The 22,323-nt window shown below is 67.1% G+C and carries 23 protein-coding genes and 2 pseudogenes; 14 read left to right on the top strand and 11 right to left on the bottom strand.

Translation table 11 applies throughout. From position 1 onward, the window contains the following. The first annotated feature begins 1 nt into the window (after position 1). The 3 genes from paaD to paaK are packed head-to-tail and all read left to right on the top strand — an operon-like array spanning position 2 to position 2,945. On the top strand, positions 2 to 511 hold the full coding sequence (gene paaD, locus ACWEQQ_RS40390) for a 1,2-phenylacetyl-CoA epoxidase subunit PaaD (protein WP_452351959.1): 510 nt from the start codon (positions 2 to 4) through the stop codon (positions 509 to 511). 1 nt (position 512) lies between these two features. Next, on the top strand, positions 513 to 1,613 hold the full coding sequence (gene paaE / locus ACWEQQ_RS40385) for a 1,2-phenylacetyl-CoA epoxidase subunit PaaE (RefSeq protein WP_452351912.1): 1,101 nt from the start codon (positions 513 to 515) through the stop codon (positions 1,611 to 1,613). Positions 1,614 to 1,634: 21 nt separating this feature from the next. Beyond that, positions 1,635 to 2,945: a phenylacetate--CoA ligase PaaK gene (gene paaK / locus ACWEQQ_RS40380; RefSeq protein WP_452351911.1), complete on the top strand. Its 1,311-nt coding sequence runs from the start codon at positions 1,635 to 1,637 to the stop codon at positions 2,943 to 2,945. Between the two features lie 505 nt (positions 2,946 to 3,450). On the opposite strand, the gene ACWEQQ_RS40375 is transcribed toward paaK, so the two are convergent. The 8 genes from ACWEQQ_RS40375 to ACWEQQ_RS40340 all read right to left on the bottom strand — a co-directional run bounded on the left by ACWEQQ_RS40375 (position 3,451) and on the right by ACWEQQ_RS40340 (position 11,270). Beyond that, entirely contained in the window at positions 3,451 to 4,275 is an 825-nt protein-coding gene (locus ACWEQQ_RS40375) for a carbohydrate ABC transporter permease (protein WP_452351910.1), read from the bottom strand. Beyond that, complete coding sequence (locus ACWEQQ_RS40370) at positions 4,268 to 5,221, bottom strand: carbohydrate ABC transporter permease (RefSeq protein WP_452351909.1); 954 nt, start codon at positions 5,219 to 5,221, stop codon at positions 4,268 to 4,270. The genes ACWEQQ_RS40375 and ACWEQQ_RS40370 overlap by 8 nt, the downstream gene beginning before the upstream one ends. Before the next feature lie 3 nt (positions 5,222 to 5,224). Further along, positions 5,225 to 6,082, bottom strand: a complete 858-nt coding sequence (locus tag ACWEQQ_RS40365; RefSeq protein WP_452351908.1) for a metallophosphoesterase — start codon at positions 6,080 to 6,082, stop codon at positions 5,225 to 5,227. Continuing rightward, entirely contained in the window at positions 6,079 to 7,449 is a 1,371-nt protein-coding gene (locus ACWEQQ_RS40360; protein WP_452351907.1) for an ABC transporter substrate-binding protein, read from the bottom strand. The genes ACWEQQ_RS40365 and ACWEQQ_RS40360 overlap by 4 nt, the downstream gene beginning before the upstream one ends. 35 nt (positions 7,450 to 7,484) lie before the next feature. Further along, positions 7,485 to 8,606, bottom strand: coding sequence for an ABC transporter ATP-binding protein (locus ACWEQQ_RS40355; protein ID WP_452351906.1), 1,122 nt, complete (start codon positions 8,604 to 8,606; stop codon positions 7,485 to 7,487). Positions 8,607 to 8,615: 9 nt separating this feature from the next. Continuing rightward, positions 8,616 to 9,521, bottom strand: coding sequence for an alpha/beta hydrolase family protein (locus ACWEQQ_RS40350; protein WP_452351905.1), 906 nt, complete (start codon positions 9,519 to 9,521; stop codon positions 8,616 to 8,618). Further along, complete coding sequence (locus tag ACWEQQ_RS40345; protein ID WP_452351904.1) at positions 9,518 to 10,045, bottom strand: YiiD C-terminal domain-containing protein; 528 nt, start codon at positions 10,043 to 10,045, stop codon at positions 9,518 to 9,520. Before ACWEQQ_RS40345 ends, ACWEQQ_RS40350 begins: the two co-directional genes overlap by 4 nt. Before the next feature lie 64 nt (positions 10,046 to 10,109). Next, complete coding sequence (locus ACWEQQ_RS40340; RefSeq protein ID WP_452351903.1) at positions 10,110 to 11,270, bottom strand: acyl-CoA dehydrogenase family protein; 1,161 nt, start codon at positions 11,268 to 11,270, stop codon at positions 10,110 to 10,112. A 200-nt stretch (positions 11,271 to 11,470) separates the two neighbouring features. Here ACWEQQ_RS40340 and ACWEQQ_RS40335 point away from each other — a divergent pair, with 200 nt between their 5' ends. Both ACWEQQ_RS40335 and ACWEQQ_RS40330 read left to right on the top strand, forming a co-directional pair. After that, positions 11,471 to 12,397: a PDR/VanB family oxidoreductase gene (locus ACWEQQ_RS40335; RefSeq protein WP_452351902.1), complete on the top strand. Its 927-nt coding sequence runs from the start codon at positions 11,471 to 11,473 to the stop codon at positions 12,395 to 12,397. Between the two features lie 49 nt (positions 12,398 to 12,446). Continuing rightward, complete coding sequence (locus tag ACWEQQ_RS40330; protein ID WP_452351901.1) at positions 12,447 to 13,133, top strand: hypothetical protein; 687 nt, start codon at positions 12,447 to 12,449, stop codon at positions 13,131 to 13,133. A 318-nt stretch (positions 13,134 to 13,451) separates the two neighbouring features. On the opposite strand, the gene ACWEQQ_RS40325 is transcribed toward ACWEQQ_RS40330, so the two are convergent. From ACWEQQ_RS40325 to ACWEQQ_RS40315, 3 genes are read right to left on the bottom strand one after another with little or no spacing between them, the layout of a single operon-like run. Next, positions 13,452 to 13,604, bottom strand: coding sequence for a hypothetical protein (locus ACWEQQ_RS40325; RefSeq protein ID WP_452351900.1), 153 nt, complete (start codon positions 13,602 to 13,604; stop codon positions 13,452 to 13,454). Then, complete coding sequence (locus tag ACWEQQ_RS40320) at positions 13,605 to 13,793, bottom strand: hypothetical protein (protein ID WP_452351899.1); 189 nt, start codon at positions 13,791 to 13,793, stop codon at positions 13,605 to 13,607. It lies immediately after the preceding gene. An 8-nt stretch (positions 13,794 to 13,801) separates the two neighbouring features. Continuing rightward, complete coding sequence (locus tag ACWEQQ_RS40315) at positions 13,802 to 14,398, bottom strand: hypothetical protein (protein ID WP_452351898.1); 597 nt, start codon at positions 14,396 to 14,398, stop codon at positions 13,802 to 13,804. 423 nt (positions 14,399 to 14,821) lie between these two features. Here ACWEQQ_RS40315 and ACWEQQ_RS40310 point away from each other — a divergent pair. From ACWEQQ_RS40310 to ACWEQQ_RS40270, 9 genes and pseudogenes are all read left to right on the top strand, one after another. Beyond that, a pseudogene (locus tag ACWEQQ_RS40310) lies at positions 14,822 to 15,370 on the top strand (cytochrome P450); the annotation flags it as partial. A 263-nt stretch (positions 15,371 to 15,633) separates the two neighbouring features. Further along, positions 15,634 to 15,843: a cytochrome P450 gene (locus ACWEQQ_RS40305; protein ID WP_452351897.1), complete on the top strand. Its 210-nt coding sequence runs from the start codon at positions 15,634 to 15,636 to the stop codon at positions 15,841 to 15,843. Positions 15,844 to 15,875: 32 nt separating this feature from the next. After that, positions 15,876 to 16,016 carry a hypothetical protein gene (locus ACWEQQ_RS40300; RefSeq protein WP_452351896.1) on the top strand — a complete coding sequence of 47 codons (141 nt, stop codon included), beginning with the start codon at positions 15,876 to 15,878 and terminating at the stop codon, positions 16,014 to 16,016. 470 nt (positions 16,017 to 16,486) lie between these two features. Then, positions 16,487 to 16,996: pseudogene (locus ACWEQQ_RS40295) on the top strand (transposase); the annotation flags it as partial. After that, positions 16,972 to 17,214 carry a hypothetical protein gene (locus ACWEQQ_RS40290; RefSeq protein ID WP_452351895.1) on the top strand — a complete coding sequence of 81 codons (243 nt, stop codon included), beginning with the start codon at positions 16,972 to 16,974 and terminating at the stop codon, positions 17,212 to 17,214. The pseudogene ACWEQQ_RS40295 and the gene ACWEQQ_RS40290, both read left to right, overlap by 25 nt. A gap of 469 nt (positions 17,215 to 17,683) precedes the next feature. After that, positions 17,684 to 18,628 (top strand): LysR family transcriptional regulator, encoded by a 945-nt coding sequence (locus ACWEQQ_RS40285; protein ID WP_452351894.1) that lies wholly within the window; start codon positions 17,684 to 17,686, stop codon positions 18,626 to 18,628. A 74-nt stretch (positions 18,629 to 18,702) separates the two neighbouring features. Then, positions 18,703 to 20,436, top strand: coding sequence for an AMP-dependent synthetase/ligase (locus ACWEQQ_RS40280; protein ID WP_452351893.1), 1,734 nt, complete (start codon positions 18,703 to 18,705; stop codon positions 20,434 to 20,436). A 7-nt stretch (positions 20,437 to 20,443) separates the two neighbouring features. Continuing rightward, positions 20,444 to 21,694, top strand: a complete 1,251-nt coding sequence (locus tag ACWEQQ_RS40275; protein WP_452351892.1) for an NAD(P)/FAD-dependent oxidoreductase — start codon at positions 20,444 to 20,446, stop codon at positions 21,692 to 21,694. Then, positions 21,691 to 22,290 (top strand): SGNH/GDSL hydrolase family protein, encoded by a 600-nt coding sequence (locus ACWEQQ_RS40270; RefSeq protein ID WP_452351891.1) that lies wholly within the window; start codon positions 21,691 to 21,693, stop codon positions 22,288 to 22,290. The genes ACWEQQ_RS40275 and ACWEQQ_RS40270 overlap by 4 nt, the downstream gene beginning before the upstream one ends. Positions 22,291 to 22,323: the final 33 nt, after the last annotated feature.

The raw sequence follows: 22,323 nt of genomic DNA, 5'->3' as shown, positions 1-22,323 counted from the left end.
CGTGGCCGCCCCCATACCAGTGGACGCACGGACCCTGGTGGAGTCGATTCCGGATCCGGAGATGCCGCTCCTGACTCTTGCTGATCTGGGCATCGTGCGCGATGTCGAGGTGACTGGGGACAGCCGAGTGAGGGTCACCATCACGCCGACCTACTCCGGCTGTCCGGCGATCTCGACGATGCGCGAGGACATCACGCGGATCTTGCGCCAGCGTGGGTACCGCGAGGTTCGGGTCGACACGAGTCTGTCGCCTGCTTGGACCAGTGACTGGATCACCGAAGACGGACGGCGCAAGTTGCGTGATGCCGGCTATTCCTTGCCCGGTCCTGCACCTCTGCGCGGCTCGGGGCCGATTCCGCTGAGCCTCACGGCCCGCCCACGGGGACTGACATGCCCGAACTGTGGATCACGGGAGACGCAGTTGGTGTCCGAGTTCGGCGCCACCTTGTGCAAAGCCCAGTACCGGTGCCGGGTCTGCCTCGAACCGTTCGACCACGTGAAGGAAATCTGACATGAGTGCACCCGTTCGCGATGACCGGTCGCGCGTCGCAGCCCGAAACCGGCCTTTCCGGTCCCTGGTTGTCGCCGATGTCGAGCAGCTTTGCGACGACGCTGTGGCGGTTACCTTCGAGGTTCCCGGAGACCTCACCGAGGAGTTCGTATTCGAGCCGGGACAGTCTCTAACCCTGCGGCGCGCGGTCGAGGGCACCGAGCACCGACGCTCGTACTCGATCTGTGCACCCGTCGGAGCCGCGCCTCGCGTGGGTGTCCGGCAGGTGCCCGGCGGGCTCTTCTCGACCTGGCTCGTCAACGAGGTCAAGGCTGGCGATCGAATCGAGGTCCAGGCGCCGACCGGGAAATTTGTCGCGGATCCGCGAGCAGGCGGCCGGCATCTGTTGATCGCCGCAGGCTCAGGGATCACCCCGATGCTGTCGATCGCGGGGTCGCTACTGGAAAATTCGGACGCGGAAATCGTGCTGCTGTACGGAAATCGGCGCGTGCGTTCGGTCATGTTCGCTGACGAGATCGCCGATTTGAAGGACCGTTTCGGCGCGCGAATCGACGTGATCAATGTTCTCTCCCGGGAGCCGCGGGATGTCGAGCTGTTCAGTGGTCGTCTCGACGCCGAACGGCTATTGAGCATTTTGACTGCATTGGTGCCCATCGACGACATCGACGATGTCTGGCTATGTGGTCCTTTCGGAATGGTCACCGATGCCGAGACCGTATTGACCGAGCTCGGTATCGAGAAAAATCGCATACACCACGAATTGTTCTTCGTCGAAGAGACACCGCCCGAACAACAGACCCACCGTGAGCCTGGCGTTACTGGCCCCACCACTACCGTTACGATCACCCTCGACGGTCGCAGCACGACTGGGGATTTGCCCAGGGAGCAGAATGTCCTCGACGCGGCGGAGCGGATTCGATCCGACCTCCCATTTGCCTGCAAGGGCGGCGTGTGCGGTACGTGCCGCGCGAAGGTCACGGCCGGCGAAGTCGACATGCGTCGTAATTACGCCTTGGAAGAAACTGAAATTTCTGACGGTTTCATCCTGACCTGTCAAAGTTATCCCCTCGGCGAGTCGGTCACGATCGACTTCGACGCTTGATCCACTCGTATCGGAGCCATCATGAGCAGCGTTGCCCCCGCCTCTCCGAAAACACCGTCCGCTGAAATCGAATTCGCTTCCCGCGATGAGATCTCGGCATTGCAGCTGGACCGACTGAAATGGTCTGTCCAGCACGCATACGACAATGTTCCGCATTATCGCGAGGCATTCGACAAGGTCGGCGTCCACCCCGCTGATCTGGTGGAGCTGTCGGACCTGGCAAAGTTCCCGTTCACTACCAAAGCGGAACTGCGAGCGAACTACCCCTTCAAAATGTTTGCTGTTCCCCGCGAACAGGTTTCGCGGATCCACGCCTCGTCCGGCACCACCGGACAGCCCACCGTCGTCGGGTACACGGCCAACGATGTCAGTAACTGGGCCGACTTGATCGCGCGCAGCCTTCGCGCGGCCGGTGTGCGCCCTTCGGACACGGTGCATGTTGCCTACGGGTACGGCCTTTTCACCGGAGGCCTCGGCGCGCACTACGGCGCGGAACGGCTGGGCTGCACGGTGATTCCGATGTCCGGTGGCATGACCGACCGGCAAATTCAGCTCATTCAGGACTTCCAGCCGGATGCCATCATGGTCACTCCGTCGTACATGCTCACGATCCTCGACGCAATGCTCAAGAAGGGCATCGACCCTGCGGCCACTTCGTTGCGGGTCGGCGTCTTTGGTGCGGAACCCTGGACCGAGCAGATGCGTACAGAGTTGGAGCATCAGTTGGCGATCGACGCCGTCGATATCTACGGACTGTCCGAGGTAATTGGGCCGGGCGTGGCCATGGAGTGCGTCGAAACCAAGGATGGACTTCATATTTGGGAAGATCATTTCTACCCCGAGATCATCGACCCGGATACCGGGGTGGTACTTCCCGACGGGGAAGAAGGCGAACTTGTCTTCACGTCCCTGGCAAAGGAGGCGATGCCGGTCATCCGTTATCGGACAAGAGATTTGACCCGGCTACTGCCTGGCACGGCGCGGTCGATGCGGAGGATGCAGAAGATCACCGGCCGCAGTGATGACATGATTATTCTGCGTGGTGTCAACCTTTTCCCGACCCAGATCGAGGAGCTCATCCTGACCGTGCCCGGGCTGGCCCCACAGTTCCAGTGTGTTCTGGAGCGCCCGGTGCGCATGGATACGTTGACAGTGCGGGTGGAGGCTCGGCCCGATGTGCCCAGCGACCAATGGAGCGCTGCTGGCGCAGAGCTGTGTGCAAAGATCAAAAATCGGATCGGCGTGACTGTCGAGGTTGAAGTGCTTGCGCCGAGCGCTCTCGAACGCTCCCTCGGCAAGGCTAAGCGACTGATCGACAACCGGCCGTCCTGAGAGGTGAACGATGCCCCGAACAAGCCACCTCATAGAGATGAGGGCCTTCGGCGGAGCCGCTAGCTTGACCGGCCGCCGGCCTGCCTGAGGCGCGGGATCGCCGAAGCCCCTGCGTGCTTCGAGGCTCCTCGGAGCCTGTAAGCACACAGGGGCTTCGACGGATTTCAGGCGCAGAACACCAGCCACGCGCTTGGATGCCGAAGCGGTGATTGTTCCCGGTGTGGAACATTTCGAAGGCGGCGAGGTGCCGGGGCGCTGGTTGAGCAGCTGGAGATGATCACAGTGCACCCGGAGGAGACCTACGCACGACGCAGTATGTCGGCGCTTCGCGATGTCTGGTCCATACACGCGGACGGAGCGTAGACCATTCCGACAGCTCGCGAACCCATGGAAGGGGTGGGGTTCATAGAGTCGACTTAAAGCAATAGTGACATGTTGCTTCACAAGATATTTCACGATCAACCGCCGGTCATCCGCAACCATTCCGGGGGTGTCGATCGGGAGCCTACTTGAGACCTGAGCGTACGAAGGCGTTCACGATGTGGCGCTGCAATACCAGATAGAGCAGCAGCACCGGCAGGCACGCCAGCCCGGCGACCGCCATCAGCGGTCCCCACTGGTCACCCTCTGTTCCCATGAAGCTGCGCATGCCCAGCTGCAGCACCGCATTGGAGCGGCGCAGGACCACCGCCGGCCAGAAGTACTCGTTCCAGGCGTTGATGAACAGCAGAATCCCCAACGCCGCCAATGCGGGCCGCAGGTTCGGGACCACCACCGTCCACAGGATCGACCAAGACGAGCGGCCGTCGATGCGGGCCGCCGCCACCAGCTCCTTCGGGAAGGCGGCCAGATGCTGGCGCAGGAGCAGTACTGCCAGTGCCGAGCACAGGGTGGGCAGGACGGTGCCGACCAGGGTGTCGAGGAGGCCCAGGCGGGTCAGAAGGATGTAGTTGGGCAGCATGCTGACCTGGAACGGGACCAGCCAGGTGCCGATGAACGCCAGGTAGAGGAGCCGCTGGAAGCGGAAGGTGTACAGGCCGAAGGCGTAGGCGGCCAGCAGGGCGATGAGCAACTGACCCGACGCCGAGAGTGCCGCTACCACAAAGGTATTGAGGATCAGACGGGGGATGTCGAGGTGGTGGGCGGCGTCGGCGAAGTTCGACAGGGACAGTGGCCAGGGCAGCGGGGAGAGTGACGTGACGTCCTCGGGGCGGCGCAGCGCGGTCGCGAAGAGCCAGTAGATGGGGAAGACACACACCACGGCCGTGCCCGCCAGCAGCGCGTGGCCGCCGGCGGAGCGCAGCCGGTCGGGCAGCGAGGTTTCAGTCATCGTGGAAGGCAACCTTTTCCGAGATCCAGACCAGGCCCGCGGCCACCACTCCGAATCCGAGGAACAGCAGCACACCCGCCGCGGCGCTCAGGCCGGCGTCGAAGCTGTGGAACGCGTATTCGTAGAGCAGGTAGTAGATGTTGGTGGTGGACTGTGCTGGGCCGCCCTGGGTCATGGTGTCGATGAGCGGGAAAGTCAAGGTGGGACTGAGCAATACGGTGGTCAGCACCAGGAACAGCAGGGTGGGGGACAGCAGCGGCAGGGTGATCCAGCAGCAGATCTGGCCGGGGGAGGCCCCGTCGACACTGGCGGCCTCGTCGTAATCGCCGCTGATGCCCGCCAATCCAGCCCACACCACCAGCACGGCGAATCCGAGCAGCTGCCAGCCGGTGATGCCGACGATCACCCACTGCGCGGTCCGCGCGTCGTAGACCCAATTGCGTTGCGAGTCCAGGACTCTGTCCACGAAACCGGTGCGCGGATGCAGCAGCCAGCGCCACACCGCGGCCACCGCCACGGGTGCGACCAGGAACGGCGCGAAGATCAGCGCGTGATAGACGGTCCGGGCGTGCGGGCCCACCCGCCGGCCGGCCAGCGCGATCAGCACCGGTAGCGCGACGGTGAACGGCAGCAGCCCGGCGATCATCCAGATGGTGCGGCGCACCGAGGCCCAGAATGACGGAAGGTGTACCAGCTGTGCGTAATTCGCCGTCCCGACCGGCCGCATGGGCTGGGTCGGGAGCAGATTCCAAGAGTAGGTGGACAGTTGCAGGGCCTGCACCAGCGGCTGATAGGTCCACACCACCAGCAGGAACAGCGCGGGCGCGAGATACAGATACGGGGTGGCGCCGCGGAGTGCGCGGCGCAGCAGGGCGCGGTGCGGACGCGCCGCCAGTGTCGCAGCGATCACCGGCGGCGTGTCCTGTTCTGAGACCGTGACGAACATCGGTCAGCCGGCCTCCGCCGCGAGGGCGGCCAGCCGCTCCTGCACCTCGGTGTCGGCCTTGTCGTAGATCCGAGTGCCCGGGTCCGCCTCGACCGCAGTCGCGATGACCGACGTGCCGACCACATCGAGCCGGGTGAAACCGGATCCGACGAAACCCTGCTGCCGGCCCGCCGGCGCCATGGCGTCGATGCGGTAGGCCAGCGCCGGGCCGACCCAGACCGGTACCCCCGCCAGCACCGACGCCGCGGTCATGTGGTTGTGCCCGCACAGGATCATGAGCACGTCGGTGCCGCAGATCACCTCGGCCAGTTGGTTCGCGTTCTGCAGCTTGAGGAACTCCGCGGCCGGGATGGCCGAGGGCAGCGGCGGATGGTGCAGCACCAGCACGCTGCCCCGGGGAGCGGGATGGCGCAACTGCTCGGCCAGCCAGGTCAGCTGGTCCGGTTCGAGGCGGCCGTCGTGGCGGCCCGGGGTGGTGGTGTCCAGGCCGATGAGCCGCAGGCCGTCGACCTCGATGAGCCGATCGTGCGGGACGGCGGTGTCGACGGCGTCGGGCTCGAAGCCGAGCAGCTCCACACCGAAAGCGGCGCGCTCGTCATGGTTTCCCATCACGTAGAGCACCTTGGCGCCGAGTTCGGCCGCCACCGGCTCGACGGCCTCGCGCAGCCGCCGGTACGCCTCGGGCGCGCCGTTGTCGGTGAGGTCGCCGGAAAGGAGGAGCGCGGAGATGCGCTGCCCGCCGGTGCGCAGCCGATCCAGGACCCGCAGCAGCGTTGCGTGGGTGTCGACGGCGTCGAGGACCTGCTCACCGGCGGCGCGCAGGTGGGTGTCGGTGAGCTGGACGAGAATCAGATCGTTCATGAGGCCGGCAGCAGTTTGGCGCCCTCGGTGCGGGCGGCGGTCAGGGTGCTCCGGGCGTCCTTGCCCTGAAATACGATCGACTCGACGGCGTCCATCATGCCGTCGCGGATCTGCAGATAGTCGTTGCCCGGCATGGAAACCCATGGTTCCATGGTGGCCAGCTGGGCGATATTCGGTGCAAGCAGCGGGTTCTGGCTGGCCCACGAACCCAGCACGGCCGGATCGGTCACCATCTCCGAACGCAGCGGCAGGTAGCCGATGTTCTGGGCGATCTTCATGTAGGACTGCTCGCTGGTGAGGAATTTTATCAGCTCCCAGCCGGCGCGCTGCTTGGCCGGGTCAGTGGTCAGGATGTGCAGTCCCGAACCGGAATTAGTGGGCACCGGCGCCTTGTCACCGAAACGCGGCATGGCGGCCGAATGCAGGTCCCACTTGTCCTTGGCGCCCGCTACGAATGTGCCCTGGATGGCGCTGGTCTCGAGGATCATGCCGATCTCGCCGCGCGCGAACGCCTCGTAGCCCTGCTTCTGTGCCAACTTCGGCATGGCACCGGAGTTGACCAGATCCTGGGCCATCGTGGTGACCTCGACGCTCGGGGCGTCGGCATAGGTGAGGGTGTGGCGATCCTCGGAGATGACCCGTCCGCCGTCGGAACGCACCATCGACTGGAAGCACCAGTCCTTGGCGGACTTGGTCAGGCAGTCCAGATACACGCCGCCCTCACCGGTTTTCGTGGTGATCGCCTTGGCGTCGTCGGCGACCTGCTGCCAGGTGACCGGCGGCTTGGCCGGGTCCAGTCCGGCCTGGGTGAACAGGCTGGCGTTGTAGTAGAGCACCGGGGTCGAGAACACGAACGGGACCCCGTAGGTGTGGCCGTCCCAGTCGTCGAGGGTACGGGCGCGCGGGTGGAAGTGGAAGCGGTCGCCGTCGAAGTTCTGCTGCACGGCCTGCTTGCCGAACAGCGTGTCGAGCGGCTTCGCGCCCAGCTGGTGGATCGTGAAATCCAGGTCGCTGAAACCCAATTGGGCGACATCGGGCGGATGCCCGGCCACCATCTGGTTCTGGATGCTCGAGATGGTGTCGGTGGCCGGGTTGGGGCTGTTGCCCTGTGGCTTCTGTACGGTCACCTTGATATTGGGGTACTTCTTGGAGAACTCGGTGATCAAGGCGTTGAAAGTGTCGGTCCAGGCGCCGGCGAGACCGTAGTTGTAGGACTCGAACACGATCGAGACCTGCTGGTCGGGGCGCAGTTCGGGAGCTTGGGTCGGGGAGGTGGCGTCGGTGGCGGTGGTGCCGCTCAGCCCGCAGCTGGTCAGCGCGAGACAGGCGGCGAACACCATGCCCAGGACGGGGCCGGTGCGTTTCACGGGTCTTCTCCTCATCGAATGGTGTTGCGAAAGACTCAGGCGACGGCGGCCGCCGGGTCCGCGGGTGCGGTGGCGGCCGGGTCCTGCCAGTGCAGGCGTAGGCCGGAGCCGGGGTGGAACAGATGGAGATCGGCGGGGTCGCAACGCAATCCGACGTCATCGCCGACGCGGACACCGGCCGGGCGGGTCGTCCGTACGCACAGCTCCACCGTGCCGGCGGTGACATGCACGAGCTCCTCGCTGCCCAGGTTCTCGACGATGGTCACCCGGCCTCGCACTGCCGTGGCGGTGGGGTCGATACGCAGGCGTTCGGGGCGGATACCGGCCAGAACCGTCGCGTCGCTCCGGGTTTCGGCGTCGATGCCGAGCGCGGCGTCGACGCCGTCGGTTCGCACGCGCAACGTACCCTCGTGCGAAACCACCTCGGCCGGGAAGATGTTCATCGGCGGCGAACCGAGGAACCCGGCCACGAACGCGGTGCGCGGGTGGTCGTAGAGCTCCTCGGGGGTGCCGACCTGTTCGACCCGGCCCGCATTGAGCAGTGCGATGCGGGTGGCCATGGTCATGGCCTCCACCTGGTCGTGGGTCACGTACAGGAAGGTGGCTCCCAGCCGCCGGTGCAGGGCGATGAGTTCGGCGCGGGTGGCGCTGCGCAGCTTGGCGTCCAGATTCGACAGCGGCTCGTCCATCAGGAACGCGCCGGGATCGCGAACCATGGCCCGCGCCAAGGCGACCCGCTGCCGCTGGCCGCCCGAGAGCGCGGCGGGCCGGCGGTCCAGCAGCGCGGACAGTTCGAGCGTCCGCGCCACCCGCTCGACCCGCTCGGCGATCCGCGCTCGCGGGGTGCGGCGGGCGCGCAATGGGAACCCGATGTTCTTCGCGACCGTCAGATGCGGATAGAGCGCGTAACTCTGGAACACCATGGCCAGATCCCGCCGTTGTGGAACCTCGGCGGTGATGTCGGTGCCGTCCAGGAGGATTCGGCCCTCCGACGGTTGTTCCAGGCCCGCGATCATGCGCAGCAGCGTGGATTTGCCACAGCCGCTGGGGCCGAGCAGCACCAGGAATTCACCGTCTGCGATGTCGAGGCTCACCTCGCGCACCGCGTAGTCGGTGTCGAATCGTTTCGACACCGCGTCGATCTGCAAGCGGGCCACAGCTCTCCTTCAGGCCGGCGCGGTGCCGGTCGTGATCCAATCCGCCACGCCGACCGCGATAGCGGGCGCGTCCTCGACCCACCGGAAGTGGTCGCGGTTCGCGACGGCCGAGTTCTCGTCGATGTGCCAGCGGCTCACCTGGGCGGCGGGCATGCGCGAAACCAGGAAGTCCACATTGGATTTCGGTCCGAGCACGTCCTCCGACAGAGAGATGACCAGCACCGGCAGACGCATGGCGGCCAGCAGCGAGTTGTAGCGGCGGCTGGTGCCGCGGGGTCGGTAGTAGCTGGTGAGCGAATGCACCGACCAGTCGATCATGACGCCGCCCGGCATGGGCGCGGGAATGAGCACGCCCCCGGGCCAGTGGCCCTTCACCCGCGACACCAGGCCGATCCATTGAATCTGGCTCAGCGCCTCCCACCAGCGGCGCGGGCCGAACGCCCACCAGAAGACCGTGCCGGTGCCGATGATCGTGACGCCTGCGATCCGGCTCGGCTCGGCGGCGGAGAACAGCAGGGCCAGCTGGCCGCCCAGGCTGTGGCCGAACAGGTGGATCGGTGCGCCGGGGAAGCGTCCCTCGACCGCGGCGACGATGGCGGGCAGATCGGTCTCGATCATCTCGCGGTAGCCGAAGTCGGTGTGCTCACCCAGCTTCGGGGTGGCCTCGCCGTGGGCGCGCAGGTCACAGGTCGCCACCGAAAGTCCCTGGGCGTGCAGGGCTTTGGCGAGCGAGTAGTAGTTCTTGGCCTTCATCGCCATGGCGGGCAGGATCAGGACCACGGGCGCGTCCGGCCGCTGCGCGGGCAGGAAGCGGACGGTGAAGCAGACGCGGTCGGCGGTCTCGACCCGGGAGCTTTCCAGAGTGGTGAATTCCGAACGGGATCCGGGGGTGCCGGTGGTCGTGTCGGCGGTCATTTCGCCTCCGTCTCGACGATGGTCACGTCGCACACGTAGTCGAAGGTGAACTTGGCCACCATGACCCCGTTGCCGTCGAGCAGTGTTACCTTGCCGGACAATTCGAAGCGGCCCGATGCGGTGGCGGCCAAAATGTCGGCGAGCTCGCGCTGGTCGACGGTGGCGATCGCGCGGATGCGGCCCTGCGCCGGTTTACGGTAGGACACGGTGCCGCCGCGCAGCACCAGCCGTTCCACCGTGTGCAGCCGCTGCGCGGCCGCGCCGACGAAGGCCGCCGCGCCCGCGATATCGGCCGCGGTGAACAGTGCGCCCGCGTGCACGGTGCCCATGTGGTTGCATACCTCGTCCACCTCCGGGATCTCCACCACCGCGTGGTCGGGGCTGATCTCGGAGACGAGGGTGCCGACGTGGCGGCCGAAGGGCACCATCTGCTGCGAGATCGCGCGCAGGTACTCGTAATCGACGGCGTCGGGGTTCAGTTCCGGATAGGCGGCGGCGAATCCGGCCAGGGTGCGTGTGGTCATCTTGGTTTCCTTTCGTGTTCTCGGTGTTGGTGGTGTTCTGGACGATCAGCGTCCCTCCGGGCAATCAGCGGGGACCGCGCAGCGCCCGCCGGGCGATCGACCAGCGCAGCACTTCCGAGGGCCCCTCGTAGATTCGGAATGCCCTGGCCTCCACCAGGAATCGGGCCACCAGGTGGTCCTCGCAGACGCCGAGACCTCCGTGTAGCTGCACCGCGCGATCCAGCACCCGCCAGACCGCCTCGGAGACGAAGGTTTTCGCGATGGAGGTCTCGTGGCGGGCCTGCGCGGAGGTCGGTCCGTGGGCGTCGATGGTGCCGGCGACGCTGCGCACCAGGCTGCGGGCGGCCGCGATGTCGATCTCGTTGTCCGCGATGAGGCCCTGAGCGATGCCATGTTCGGCGATGGGGACGCCGAAGGAGTGACGCTGCCGGATGTGCTCGGCGGTGAGCTGCTGCGCCCGCACGGCCAGACCCAGCCAGTTCATGCAGAACACCAGCCGCGACGGCGCGAGCCGGACCTGCGCCAGCTCCAGGCCGCGGCCGACCTCGCCCAGCACCGCGGTGTCGGGGACCTCGCAATCGGCGAACTCGACCTCGCAGTGGCCACCTGGGGCACTGGTGTGGTCCAGGGTCGGCATGCGGCGGCCCACCCGCAGGCCCGGATTGTCCTGATCGACCAGGAACATGGTGGGGCCGTCGGAGGTCATGGCCACGCAGATGGTGAAGGCGGCGCCATTGGCGCCGGTGGTGAAGTGCTTGGCGCCGTTGATGACCCAGCCGTGGTCGGTCTCCTCGGCGGTGGTGCGCAGCATGCGCGGATCCGCGCCCGCGCCGGGGGCGGGCTCGGTCAGCGCGATGGCCGAGCGCACCTCACCGGAGGCCAGCGGGGCCAGATAGCGTTCCCGCTGTTCAGTATTGGCGACATGGGCCAGCAGATGGATGTTGCCGTCGTCGGGGGCCCAGGCGTTCACTGCCAGCGGGCCGAGCAGGCTCGCACCCGCTGCTTCGAGTACCTCGGCCTGGGCCCGGGTGTCCAGGCCGAGCCCGCCGTACTCCGGATCGGAGAGCGGACCGAACACCCCCGCGTCCTTGGCCTTCTTCTGCAGGTCCAGGCGCAGTGCGTCGTCGGTGACCCGGCCGCCGACCACCACCTCGCGTTCCACCGGGATGATCTGCTCAATCACGAACTGCCTGGTCTGTTCGACCAGTTCCGCCACAGCGCTCATGGGGTCAGTGTCGGTCCGGCGCGGCGATTGCCGAGCGGGCGATCGTCAATGCCTATCGGTTGAATCGACTGCCGCGACCGACCCGCGTTCCGTCCGGCGTCTCGGACAGGCTGAGCCCGACACCGAGTCCATGAGCGTTCGACACGGAGTCGTCCACGAGTGTTCGATACCGGGTCCGCCACGGCCGACGAGGGGATGCAATGACCGAGTTGATGGTCCGGGTGACCGGCCGACGTGAGGAGGCCGAGGGCGTGTTCGCCCTACAGCTGGCCGCGCTCGGCGGCGGAGCGCTGCCGGACTGGACGCCCGGCGCCCACATCGATGCGTTCGCCGGGAGCGCCGGAGTCCGGCAGTACTCGCTGTGCGGCGATCCCGCCGATCGGGAGCACTGGCGGATCGCCATCCTGCACGAACCCGGCGGTCGGGGCGGCTCCGCGCATCTGTTCCGCACCGCGCATCCGGGCACCGAGTTGCGAGTGTCGGTGCCGCGCAACCACTTCGCACTGGAACCCGGTGACGAGTACCTGTTCCTTGCGGGCGGCATCGGGATCACGCCGATCCTGCCCATGCTGGCCGAAGCCACCCGGGCGGGCGCGCAGTGGAGCCTGCATTATGGCGCGCGCACCCGGGCGCACCTGGCCTTCACCAGCGAGCTGGCGCGCTACGACCGGGTACACCTCGTGCCGCAGAACGAATCCGGGCTGCTGCCCCTGGCGGCCCTGCTCGCCGATACCACCGCCACAGTGTACTGCTGCGGGCCCGCTCCGCTGCTCGACGCCGTCGAGGCCGAGGGCGCGCGCCGGGGTCTGACGGTGCACACCGAGCGGTTCGCGCCACAGCGCGTCGGCAACGAGGTCGATCGTGCCTTCGAGGTCCGCCTGGCACGCAGCGGTCAGGTGCTGCGTGTTGGGCCGGACCGGTCGATCGTCGACGTGCTCGAGGGCACCGGCGTCGCCATCGTCACCTCCTGCCGGGAGGGCACGTGCGGCAGCTGCGAGACCACCTTCCTGGAAGGTGAAGTACAGCACCGGGACTCGGTGCTCACCGCCGCCGAACGCGAATCCGGCAGCACCCTGATGCCCTGCGTCTCGCGGGCCGTCTCAGATGTTCTCGTGCTCGACCTGTGACACGAGAAGCACAAGGAAAACCAAGCGAAAGAACGCAGAGAGAACCAGGATGAGGAATACTGCTGCGGCGTGCACGCTGCTCGCCGCCACGCTGTGCATCGGCGCCGGCGTTACCGGTACCGCCCAGGCGGACTCCGCCGATGTCACGAACTACACGGCGACCGACACCGGAACCTCCACGATCGTGCGTACCGACGCCGGTTCGATGACGGTCGAGGACGGCATCTTCAAGATCAAGGCCGCCAACGGCACTGTACTCGGCGGCACCGAGCTCTCCTTCCGGGTCGACGACTTCGTCTTCCCGATCGTGGCCGACATCAAGGACCGCACCGCGACCCTGACCCCGCAGTTCGACGAGGCGCACGCGGTGTATAAGCCGGTCGCCCTGCCATACGAGGACCAGGCCCCCTGGAAGACCCCCTACGACCGTGAGCAGGCGGCTTGGGGTCGCATGCGTGACACCATCTCCGTCGGAGCCGCCATCGGCACCGTGGTCGGCGGTCTGGGCGGTGCCGGTCTGGGATGCCTGGCCGGTGCCGCCCTGGGAGCGACCCTGACCGGCGCCCTGGCGCTGCTGTTCGGCGCGGGCCCACTGGCCGGTTGTGTCGCGGGTGCGGCCGCCGTCGGCTTCCTGGGCACCATCGCCGGTCAGCTCTTCGTGACCGCGCCGGTCGCCATCGCGGCTGCCATCCAGTACTTCACCACGATCAACCAGCCCTTCACGCCCGCGAAGTAGGCGTGTAGACCCGGCGAGTCTCGCCCGGGGGACACGGCCCCGTCCGGATCATCGATCCGGGCGGGGCCTTTCGGTTTACAGCAGGACCGGGAGCCCGTGCAGGCCGCGACTGAGGGTGCTCGGATGCCAGGCGAGGGTTCCGCGGCGCGGGATGCGCGCAGGTTCGGGAATGAGGACAGCAAGGCGGCGAAGGCGACCCGTGCTTCCAGATGGGCGATGCAGGAGTGGATGCCGTGGCCGAAGGCGAGATGGCCGATGGAGTTGGGCGGCATCGAGAATGTCGGGGGCCGAGTAGCGGTTGGCGGCGGCAAGCGCGATTTAGACGAATTCGCCTGCGGGGATGGTGGTTCCCGCGATAGTGATCGGTGCTGTCGTGTACCGGACGGTGGCCAGATTGACCGGGCCGTCGTAGCGCAGAATTGCCTCGACCGCGTCGGGAATCGCGTCCGGATCGGCGCGCAGGCCTTGCATCTACGCCGGATTGCGGAGCAGGGCGAGGGTGCCGTTGGCGATGAGATTGACGGTGGTGTCATGCCCGGCGACCAGTAGCAGGAAGGCCATGCCGACGAGCTCGGGCTCGGTGAGGGCGCCGTCGTCGTCGGCGGGGACGGTGAGCGCGGAGAGCAGATCGGCGGCGGGCTCCCGAGCCTTCGCACGCATCAGCCCGGTCAGGTAGGCCGCCATGGCCTTCGAGGCCCGGGCAGGTCCTCCTCCAGGCCGGCGACGGTGAGCAGCGCGCGGGTCCAGTCCTGGAAGTCCGCGCGGTCTTCGGGCGGTATGCCGAGCAGTTCGCAGATCACTGTCATCGGTAGCGGTTCGGCGAACTCGCCCAACAGATCGGGGTCGGTGAGGCCCTCCAGGGCGTCCAGCAGTGAAGCGGTGATCCCCTCGATGCGGGGGCGCAGCTCCGCCACCTGGCGCGGGGTGAACACCCGGGGCACCAGCTTGCGCAGGCGGGTGTGCGAAGGCGGATCGGTATTGAGCATGTGGGTGAGCAGGGCCAGGGCGCTCGGGTCCGACCGCGGCGTACCGCGCTTGGTGCTGAGCAGGGCGTCGGTTTCGGCTGCGTCCTTGTGGAGGCGAGGATCGGCCAGGGCAGCGCGGCCCGCCGCGCAGTCGAGGATGACCCGGCGAACGATGGTGTCGGGGAAGCGAACTCGCCGGACCGGGCCGTGCTCGCGCCAGCGGCGGTAGTGTCTGCGTCGGTCGACGAAGAATTCCGGGCCGATGGTTTCGATCCGGTCCGGGGCGTCGATATCGGCCATTGCGTGAGCCTACGCACCGGGACGGACGGGGCCCGGGGGTCGGTGAGATCTCGATCATCCGATCGGAGATCAGAATGGATTGGCTTGCGGCGAACCGGAATTCACCCTGGCCTGGTCGAATTCGAGGACATCGCAGTCCAGAGAGGATGGCACCATGACCAGTACCGGCATTCAGGTGAACGACACCGTCGCGCCGTCGCGGTCGAATTCCTCGACACCGCAGAGCTTTCCGCCGACGACGAGTCCGAGCCGGTGATACTGCCGGCTCCGGAGCCCGACGACCTGGCGGTCGTCGACCGCCGCCACCAGTCGCGAGGCCGGCCCATACATCAGACTCCGCTCGGGCATCACGTACTCACCCGGTACGAGGACTGCGCCGCGGTGCTGTCCACCACGGCGTGGAGCCACGCCGAGGAGGCCGGAATGATGCACCCGACCGTCGAACCCGAGGACGCTCCCGAAGAACTGCCCACCTCCTTCCTGTGGATGGAGCCGCCGGACCACACCCGGCTGCGCAACCTGGTCACCAAGGGGTTCACCCCGCGCACCGTGGCCCGGCTGCGCCCGCGCATCGAGAAACTCAGCGAGGAGCTGGTCGACAAGGCTCTGGAGGCAGGCGAATTCGACCTGGTCGAGATGATCGCCTACCCGCTGCCACTGATCATCGCCTGCGAGCTCATCGGCGTGCCCGAGGAAGCCTACGAACAGGTGCATCAGTGGTCGCAGGACCTGGCGCGCGGGTTCGACCACGACTACACGCTGCCCGAGGAATCGCTGAAGGCGCGCAGCGCCGCCTCGCGCGGATTCATGGGCTACTTCCGGGAACTGCTCAACGAGCGGCGCGTGAATCCGCGCGACGACCTGCTCAGCGCGCTCTCGCAGGTCGAGGATCGCGGTGACATGCTCACCGAGCAGGAACTGCTCGCCACCTGCATCAGCACTTTCGTGGCCGGGCACGAGACCACCGACAACCTCATAGGCGCCGGCATGCTGCGGCTGCTGCGCTCGCCCGATCAGGTCCAGGCGATGCGCGACCGGCCCGATCTCACCGCCTCCGCGCCCGACGAGCTGCTGCGCCTGGAACCGTCGGTGCAGATCACCACCCGGCCGATCACCGTCGCCGGGCACGACTTCGAACCCGGCGAGGGCGTGGTCGTTCTCATCAACTCCGCCAATCACGACGAGAGGTCTTCCCCGACCCGGACCGCACCGACGTCGCCCGCTACTCCGACCCCATGCACCCCGCCAAGAAGCACCTGGGCTTCAGCCTCGGCATCCACTACTGCCTGGGCGCCCCCCTGGCCCTGCTGGAGATGGAGATCCTGCTCGACGTGCTGCTGCGCAAAGTCGGTGCGATGGAGTTGCTTTCGAAGAATCCACCGTTCAAGCCGAACGTGGTGATTCGAGGACTGGAGGCGTTGCAGGTGGGTTTCCGGCCCGCCTGATCCGATGACGCGTACCGGCGCGGCGTTCGCGGGTGGATGCGTGTGATCGCCGGGCCGGGCAGGGCGCCGGGGAGCCGATCTATCCGATCGTGCCAGGGTACAACTCCGTCATCGCGGAGCGGGCGGTGCCGGAACGGCGGGCGACGGTGGACGCGTTGCAGGAACTGTCGTAGGTCGGGCGGGGACAGGCGGTCGGTCGGGTACTGCGGCTCATGATGGGGCCGCGATCGGGATCTATTCGACCGCTGTCGAATCCCGGATCACGGCCGCTGTGTTCGGCTGTCCGGGCGAGGCGGCTCGTGGAGGCGGCGCGGAAGGTCACCGTGCCGGTCGAGTACGTGGTGCCGTGGGATGACGAGCATGTGGACCGCGCGTCGGGGTCGGCACCGTTCGATGAGTTCGGCTCGGCGGAGAATACCTTTGCATGCAATTGCGGGTGAGCATGCGGCCGTCCCGAGGTTCGAGGCGGACAGCGCGGCCCGGCTCTTCGTGTGGCTCGTCAGCGCGTCGCGCCGGGACAACTGGGCGGTGGATGTCTCACCGTGGCTGCGCCCGGACGGCGCGGCGTGCCCGGATCGCGCGTTCTCCCACACCTACGGCCGCGGCAAGAATGAGCATCGGATGATCCCGGGGCTGGCCGTATTCGATGGTGATGGTCCTGGAAACCGGCCGCAGCTCATGGACCGCACCCCTGGATGCGCAGCGGCTCGCGCCAGGCACCGACCTCACGGCGGTGACCGCTACCCAAATTCGTGACCTGGCTGGACGGTTGATCGCTGCCTGGGAGTGGCACGAGGGCGACCCCGAGATCCTCGTCGTGCCCGACATCGGTTACGACGGCCCCCGCACCGCCTGGTTGCTCGCGGAGCTGCCCGTGCAGATCCTGGTGCGACTGCGCTCGGATCGGGTGTTCCGCCGTCCGGCACCGCCATACGTCCACAACCCGAAAGGCGGCAGATCGGCCCGCCACGGCGGGGAGTTCGTGTTCGGCGATTCGGCCACCTGGGATAGGAAGATGTCCGAACACAAACCCGGACAAGGCTTTACGGGAGCGCGACCGCGCTGGCGTGGGATCGGCAGTACCCGAGGTTGCAACGCGGCTCGGCATGGGTCGAATACGACGGGCCGATGCCGATCATCGAAGGCACCGTGATCCGATTGTTCGTGGAGCACGTGCCCAGCGGCGAGGTCAACAAACCCGTATGGCTGTGGTGGTCCAACGTCGCCGCCACCAGCGACGACATCGACCGTTGCTGGCGAATGTTCTTGCGGCGCTTCGATATCGAGCACACATTCCACCTGTTCAGACAGACTCTCGGCTGGACCCCCAGCTGCGGGACCCGGATGCGGCCGACCGCTGGACCTGGCTGATCCTGACGGCTTACACCCAGCTGGGTTTGGCACGGCCCTTGGCGGCCGACCTGCGACATCCATGGGAGAAACCCGCTGCACCACAACGACTTACACCCGACCGAGTCCGGCGGGGGTTTCGTAACATCCACACCACAACCGGGTCCCCGGCCGCTGCACCGTAACTCACCCGGCCCGGGCCGGGCAGACCTACCGGCTCGAAGAACCGGCACCACGCCGCTCGCCACGGCATCGGCCTGGTCCTGGTCACCGGCAGGGCCGCCAGCCGCCCGACACATCACAAGAAAGGCGCCCGGCCATACCGCACAGGTTAAAAATCAAGCTGAGGCCGCGTAATTGTTCCAGAGAGAGCAGAATCACATCGCGGATTCACTGGCAGGTAACCGTACCGGCGGCGGTTGTGCGAGTGCGATTCATCACCGGTTACCCGCCGGGTCTACTCTGGCTAGTGCTCGGAAGGAGCCGCGTCATGGAATTCCGACATCTGTTTTCGTTCATCACGATTGCCGAGGAGTTGCACTTCGGCCGCGCAGCGCAGCGCCTTCATCTTACCCAACCGAGTCTGAGTGCTCAGCTCCAGAAATTGGAGAAGTCGCTCGGAGTCCAATTGGTCGCCCGTAATTCGCACGAGGTTCGGCTGACCGCCGCCGGGCGCGAGTTCGAGGTGCAGGCCCGTCAGATCGTCGCCCAGATGGACCGGGCCGCGCGGGCGGCCAAGGCCACCGCCGAGGGCCGTGCAGGCACTCTCAATATCGGATACAATCTGCCGGCCAGCCGACATGTGCTGCCGGAGACCCTGCTGCGCATGACCGAACGCCGTCCCGACATCGTGGTCTCGCTGTGGGAGAAGCGCACGGGACCGCAGCTGGCCGCGCTGTCGGATGGATCCCTCGACATCGCCCTGGTATACGGCCACCCCAGCACAGTGGAGTTCCGCTACCGGCGGCTGTTGCATCGGGTACCGCTGGTCGCGGTGGTAGGCCGGCGGCACCGCTGGGTCGACCGGCCGGGGGTACCGTTCTCGGAATTGCAGGGACAGGACTGTGTGCTGTTCACCCGCGAGCAGTGTCCGGCCATGTACGACACCATCTTCCGGTGCGCCGCCCAGAGCCGGATCTCGCTCAACGTGGCCCACCACGCCGACGATCCGGGCGCGACCGCGCACATGGTGTCGGTGCGGCCGCTGGTCGGATTCGCCTCGCTGCCGCGCGCGATTTCCATGGGAATGGGTGCGCCGGGCAGCAATTCGGTGGCGGTCAAATTATTGGATCCCGTGCCCACTCTCGATTTGTACGCGGTGTGGCGGGCCGAGGAAACGAATCCGGCGGTGGAGGCATTTCTCGATTGCATCGAATCTGCGAAACCGGCACCACTCGATGATCCTCGCTCGGTTTCCGTGGCGGCGATTCGATAGGCAATGACTTTCGCGCGGTAGGAAAGCCGGTCGAGCGGCGACAAGAATGATTGCCGCCCGCCAGAATTGGTTTCGTGAGCATTGCGCCCGTCACGAAGACCACGCCTGTCACGAACGCCGGATCCGGTACCCCCGCGACGCCGGTCGCCGCCCGATCCGATACCGGGAACGGTGTCGAACCGGCCGTTACGGCCGGCCTGTACGAGATGATCGCCATGGCGGCGGCCCGGCATCCCGATCGGGAAACCCTCGCCGACGGTGAGGGCACGCCCCTGACCTGCGCCGAACTGGATCGGCAGGTGCGCGCGGTCGCCTCCGCGCTGCTCGACCGGCGGGTGGCCGCCGGGGATCGGGTGGCGGTGCTGGGCCGGACCGGTCTGAACTGGGCACTGCTGGATTGCGCGGTGCTGGCGATCGGCGCCGTGCTGGTGCCGGTGTATCCGACCTCCTCGCCCGGCCAGATCGAGCACATCCTGACCGACAGCGGCAGTACGTATTCCGCGGCGGAGACCGCAGACGACGTGGAGCGGCTACGCGCAGCGGGCGCCGGCGTGGTCTGGACCTTCGAGGATATCTCGACCTGGGCGCGGGGGCCGGTGCGGGCCGACCTGGATGAGTACGTCGCGCCGGTGCGGGCCGAGGACCTCGCCATGATCGTCTACACCAGCGGCACCACCGGAGTGTCCAAGGGCTGCATGATCACCCACCGCAACATGTACGTGTCGTCGGCCAACACGGTCCGCCAGACCGGTGAGCTCTTCGACGGGGTCACCGCGCTGGCGCTGCCGTTGTCGCACGTGTTCGGGCAGACCATGCTGTTCGCCTGCCTGTTCGGCGGCGCCAGAACCCATCTGCTGCCAGGCATTCCGGAGCTGGTGCCGGCGCTGGCACGGCTGCGGCCCACCTTCCTGTCGCTGATTCCCTATGCGCTCGAGAAGATCCGCAAGCACTGCCGCTCGCTGTTGACCCCGGATGCCGAGCAGGAAGCCGTGGTCACGGGCCTGCTCCGGTTGCAGAACGGCGACGGGCCGGTGGCCTCGGAGGATCCGGTGGCCACCGTGCTCGGCGGCAGGTTGCGCTATGTGATCTCCGGCGGTGCGTCCCTGGACGATTCGACCGCCGGGTTCTACGCAGGCTTTGGCACGGTCATCCTGAACTGCTATGGCCTGACCGAGGCGGCCACCGCGGTGACGGTCAGCGCCCCGGAGACCAACCGGCTCGGCACCGTCGGCAAGCCGATCCCCGGGACCTCCGTGGGGATCGCGACCGACGGTGAGGTGCTGGTCAGCGGCCCGCACGTGTCGCCCGGCTACTGGGGCGCCGCCAGTGATCAGCGCCCGGTGGACCACGAGGGCTGGTTACACACCGGGGACATCGGCGTCCTCGAAGAGGGGCATCTGCGCATCACGGGCCGCAAGAAGGAAATCCTGGTGACCTCCGCCGGCAAGAACGTCGCGCCCGCCCCCCTCGAGGATCGGGTGCGGCTGCATCCGATGGTCAGCAATTGCATGGTGGTGGGGGAGGGGCGGGCCTTCGTCACCGCGCTGGTGACCCTCGACGCCGAGCGCGCGCAGGCATGGCAACTCGAGCGCCCCGACCAGGATCCGGCGACCGCCATTCAGACCGCCGTGGACGACGCGAATTCCCTCGTGTCCCGCCCGGAATCAATTCGCGAGTTCCGGATTGTGGCAGGCGATTTCACCGTTGCCAACGGCTTGTTGACCTCGTCACTGAAATTGCGTCGCGCGTCCATCGCGGAAACCTATTCGGCCGATATCGATCTCCTCTACTCGACGAAGCGAAAGTGAATTGAGCATGCACGACGTCATCGTTGTCGGTACCCGGGTGTCGGGTTCCCCGCTGGCCATGCTGCTGGCGCGCAAGGGTTATCGGGTGCTCGCGGTGGACCGCGCGCAGTTCCCCAGCGACACGCCCTCCACGCACTACATCCACCAGGCCGGACTGAGCCTGCTCCAGACCTGGGGCCTGCTCGATCGCGTGGTGGCCACCGGTTGCCCGCCGGTGCGGCACATGAATTTCACCTACACAGACATCGACATCCGCGGCATGGCCGATCCGTCGGCCGACGGTATCGACGCCGTGTACTGCCCGCGCCGCACCGTGCTGGACAAGATCCTGGTCGACGCCGCCGGTGAGGCGGGCGCCGAGCTGATCGAGGGCTTCACCGTGACCGGCCTGCTGCGCGACGGCGACCGGGTGGCCGGTATCCGCGGTCGGGCGGACGACGGGCCGGAGCAGGAGTTCCGGGCGCGCTTCGTGGTCGGCGCGGACGGCGCCAACTCGATCGTGGCCAAGGAGGTGGGCGCGCAGGTCTACGAGGGTTCCGCGGCCGCGTGCTTCGTCTACTACTCCTACTATGAGGGCCTGGACTGGGGCATGAACCACCGCACCGGTTTCGGTGAGCAGCAGTTCGCGGCCTGGCCGACCAACGACGACCTGTACCTGGTCGCGGTCATGCGCAAGCGGGACCGGTTCCGCCAGTTCCGCGCCGACCCCGATGCCGGCGTGCAGGAGATCGTGGATCAGATCGACCCGGAACTCGGTGCGCGCCTGCGGGATACGGGCAAGCGCGCGGAGCCGTTCCGGCCAATGCTGTATCCCGACAACTACCGCCGTCAGTCCTTCGGTCCAGGCTGGGCGCTGGTCGGCGATGCCGGTTACCACAAGGACCCGTTCACCGGCTGGGGCATCACCGACTCTTTCAAGTACGCCCAGCTGCTGGCCGGCCTGGCCGATGAGAGTCTGTCGGGCGGACGGCCTTTCGAGGAGACCCTGCCCGAGTACCAGCGCGAGCGTGACGCCCAGAGCGCCAGCACCTACGAGCTAACCCTGAGCATCTCCGAGCTGACCCTGACCCCGTACTACGACTCGGTGTTCCGGGCGACCAGCATGAGCCCGGACTACATCAAGAAGTTCTTCGGCCTGATCGCCGGGCTGTACCCGCCGGAGAAGTTCTTCGGTGAGCAGGAACTGGCCGAGCTGTACGAGCTGGTCGGCTTCCCGGCGGCGGCGCGCCACGTCTCCAAGGCCGAGGCGTCGCTATGAGGACCCCGGGCCTGATCGCCCTGGGCGACAGCTTCACCGAAGGTCGCGGCGACCCGGCCCCGTCCGGCGGCTACCGCGGCTGGGTGGCGCGCCTGGGCGGCCAGCTCGGGTTGCGCCCCGGTGCGATCCGCAATCTGGGCGTGCACGGCGCGAACACCGGTGACGTCCTGCGCCAGCAGCTGCCGCAGGCCGGGCGCGCCGAGTTGTATGGCGTGGTCGCTGGGGTGAACGATCTGGTCAGCGCCTTCGATCCGGAGGCGTTCGAGGACAACCTGAATGCCCTGTTCCGCACGCTGTGTGATACGGGCGCAACGGTTTTCACCGCCGACTACCCGGATATCCCCGCACGTCTGCCGGTTCCGGAGAACTTCCGGGGCCTGCTGCGCGAGCGGTTCGCGTTCGCCAACGCGGTCATGGCCCGGGTCACGGCCGCCCACGGCGTCCTGCTGCTGGATCTTTCGGTCCGCTCCGAATGGGAGCTGGCCGGCACCTGGACCGAGGACGGGCTGCACCCGAGCCCGTCCGGTCATCGTCTGTTCGCCGCCGCCGCGGCCGAACTCATCGCGTCCACCACCGCCACCAACGTCGCCGCCTGAGCGACACGGCTCACCACACCATTGGTTCGAGAG

Source organism: Nocardia sp. NPDC004123 (genome assembly GCF_053603795.1).
Note: the sequence above shows the minus strand (reverse complement) of the source record. Positions and strands in the feature narration are given on the sequence as shown.

Excerpts from the sequence above, each read along its gene's own strand:
- paaE (WP_452351912.1), top strand. The coding sequence starts at position 513 with ATGAGTGCACCCGTTCGCGATGACCGGTCGCGCGTCGCAGCCCGAAAC.
- paaK (WP_452351911.1), top strand. The coding sequence starts at position 1,635 with ATGAGCAGCGTTGCCCCCGCCTCTCCGAAAACACCGTCCGCTGAAATC.
- ACWEQQ_RS40375 (WP_452351910.1), bottom strand. The coding sequence starts at position 4,275 with ATGACTGAAACCTCGCTGCCCGACCGGCTGCGCTCCGCCGGCGGCCAC.
- ACWEQQ_RS40370 (WP_452351909.1), bottom strand. The coding sequence starts at position 5,221 with ATGTTCGTCACGGTCTCAGAACAGGACACGCCGCCGGTGATCGCTGCG.
- ACWEQQ_RS40365 (WP_452351908.1), bottom strand. The coding sequence starts at position 6,082 with ATGAACGATCTGATTCTCGTCCAGCTCACCGACACCCACCTGCGCGCC.
- ACWEQQ_RS40350 (WP_452351905.1), bottom strand. The coding sequence starts at position 9,521 with ATGACCGCCGACACGACCACCGGCACCCCCGGATCCCGTTCGGAATTC.
- ACWEQQ_RS40345 (WP_452351904.1), bottom strand. The coding sequence starts at position 10,045 with ATGACCACACGCACCCTGGCCGGATTCGCCGCCGCCTATCCGGAACTG.
- ACWEQQ_RS40340 (WP_452351903.1), bottom strand. The coding sequence starts at position 11,270 with ATGAGCGCTGTGGCGGAACTGGTCGAACAGACCAGGCAGTTCGTGATT.
- ACWEQQ_RS40335 (WP_452351902.1), top strand. The coding sequence starts at position 11,471 with ATGACCGAGTTGATGGTCCGGGTGACCGGCCGACGTGAGGAGGCCGAG.
- ACWEQQ_RS40330 (WP_452351901.1), top strand. The coding sequence starts at position 12,447 with ATGAGGAATACTGCTGCGGCGTGCACGCTGCTCGCCGCCACGCTGTGC.
- ACWEQQ_RS40325 (WP_452351900.1), bottom strand. The coding sequence starts at position 13,604 with ATGCAAGGCCTGCGCGCCGATCCGGACGCGATTCCCGACGCGGTCGAG.
- ACWEQQ_RS40320 (WP_452351899.1), bottom strand. The coding sequence starts at position 13,793 with ATGCGTGCGAAGGCTCGGGAGCCCGCCGCCGATCTGCTCTCCGCGCTC.
- ACWEQQ_RS40315 (WP_452351898.1), bottom strand. The coding sequence starts at position 14,398 with ATGGCCGATATCGACGCCCCGGACCGGATCGAAACCATCGGCCCGGAA.
- ACWEQQ_RS40305 (WP_452351897.1), top strand. The coding sequence starts at position 15,634 with ATGCACCCCGCCAAGAAGCACCTGGGCTTCAGCCTCGGCATCCACTAC.
- ACWEQQ_RS40290 (WP_452351895.1), top strand. The coding sequence starts at position 16,972 with ATGCCGATCATCGAAGGCACCGTGATCCGATTGTTCGTGGAGCACGTG.
- ACWEQQ_RS40285 (WP_452351894.1), top strand. The coding sequence starts at position 17,684 with ATGGAATTCCGACATCTGTTTTCGTTCATCACGATTGCCGAGGAGTTG.
- ACWEQQ_RS40275 (WP_452351892.1), top strand. The coding sequence starts at position 20,444 with ATGCACGACGTCATCGTTGTCGGTACCCGGGTGTCGGGTTCCCCGCTG.
- ACWEQQ_RS40270 (WP_452351891.1), top strand. The coding sequence starts at position 21,691 with ATGAGGACCCCGGGCCTGATCGCCCTGGGCGACAGCTTCACCGAAGGT.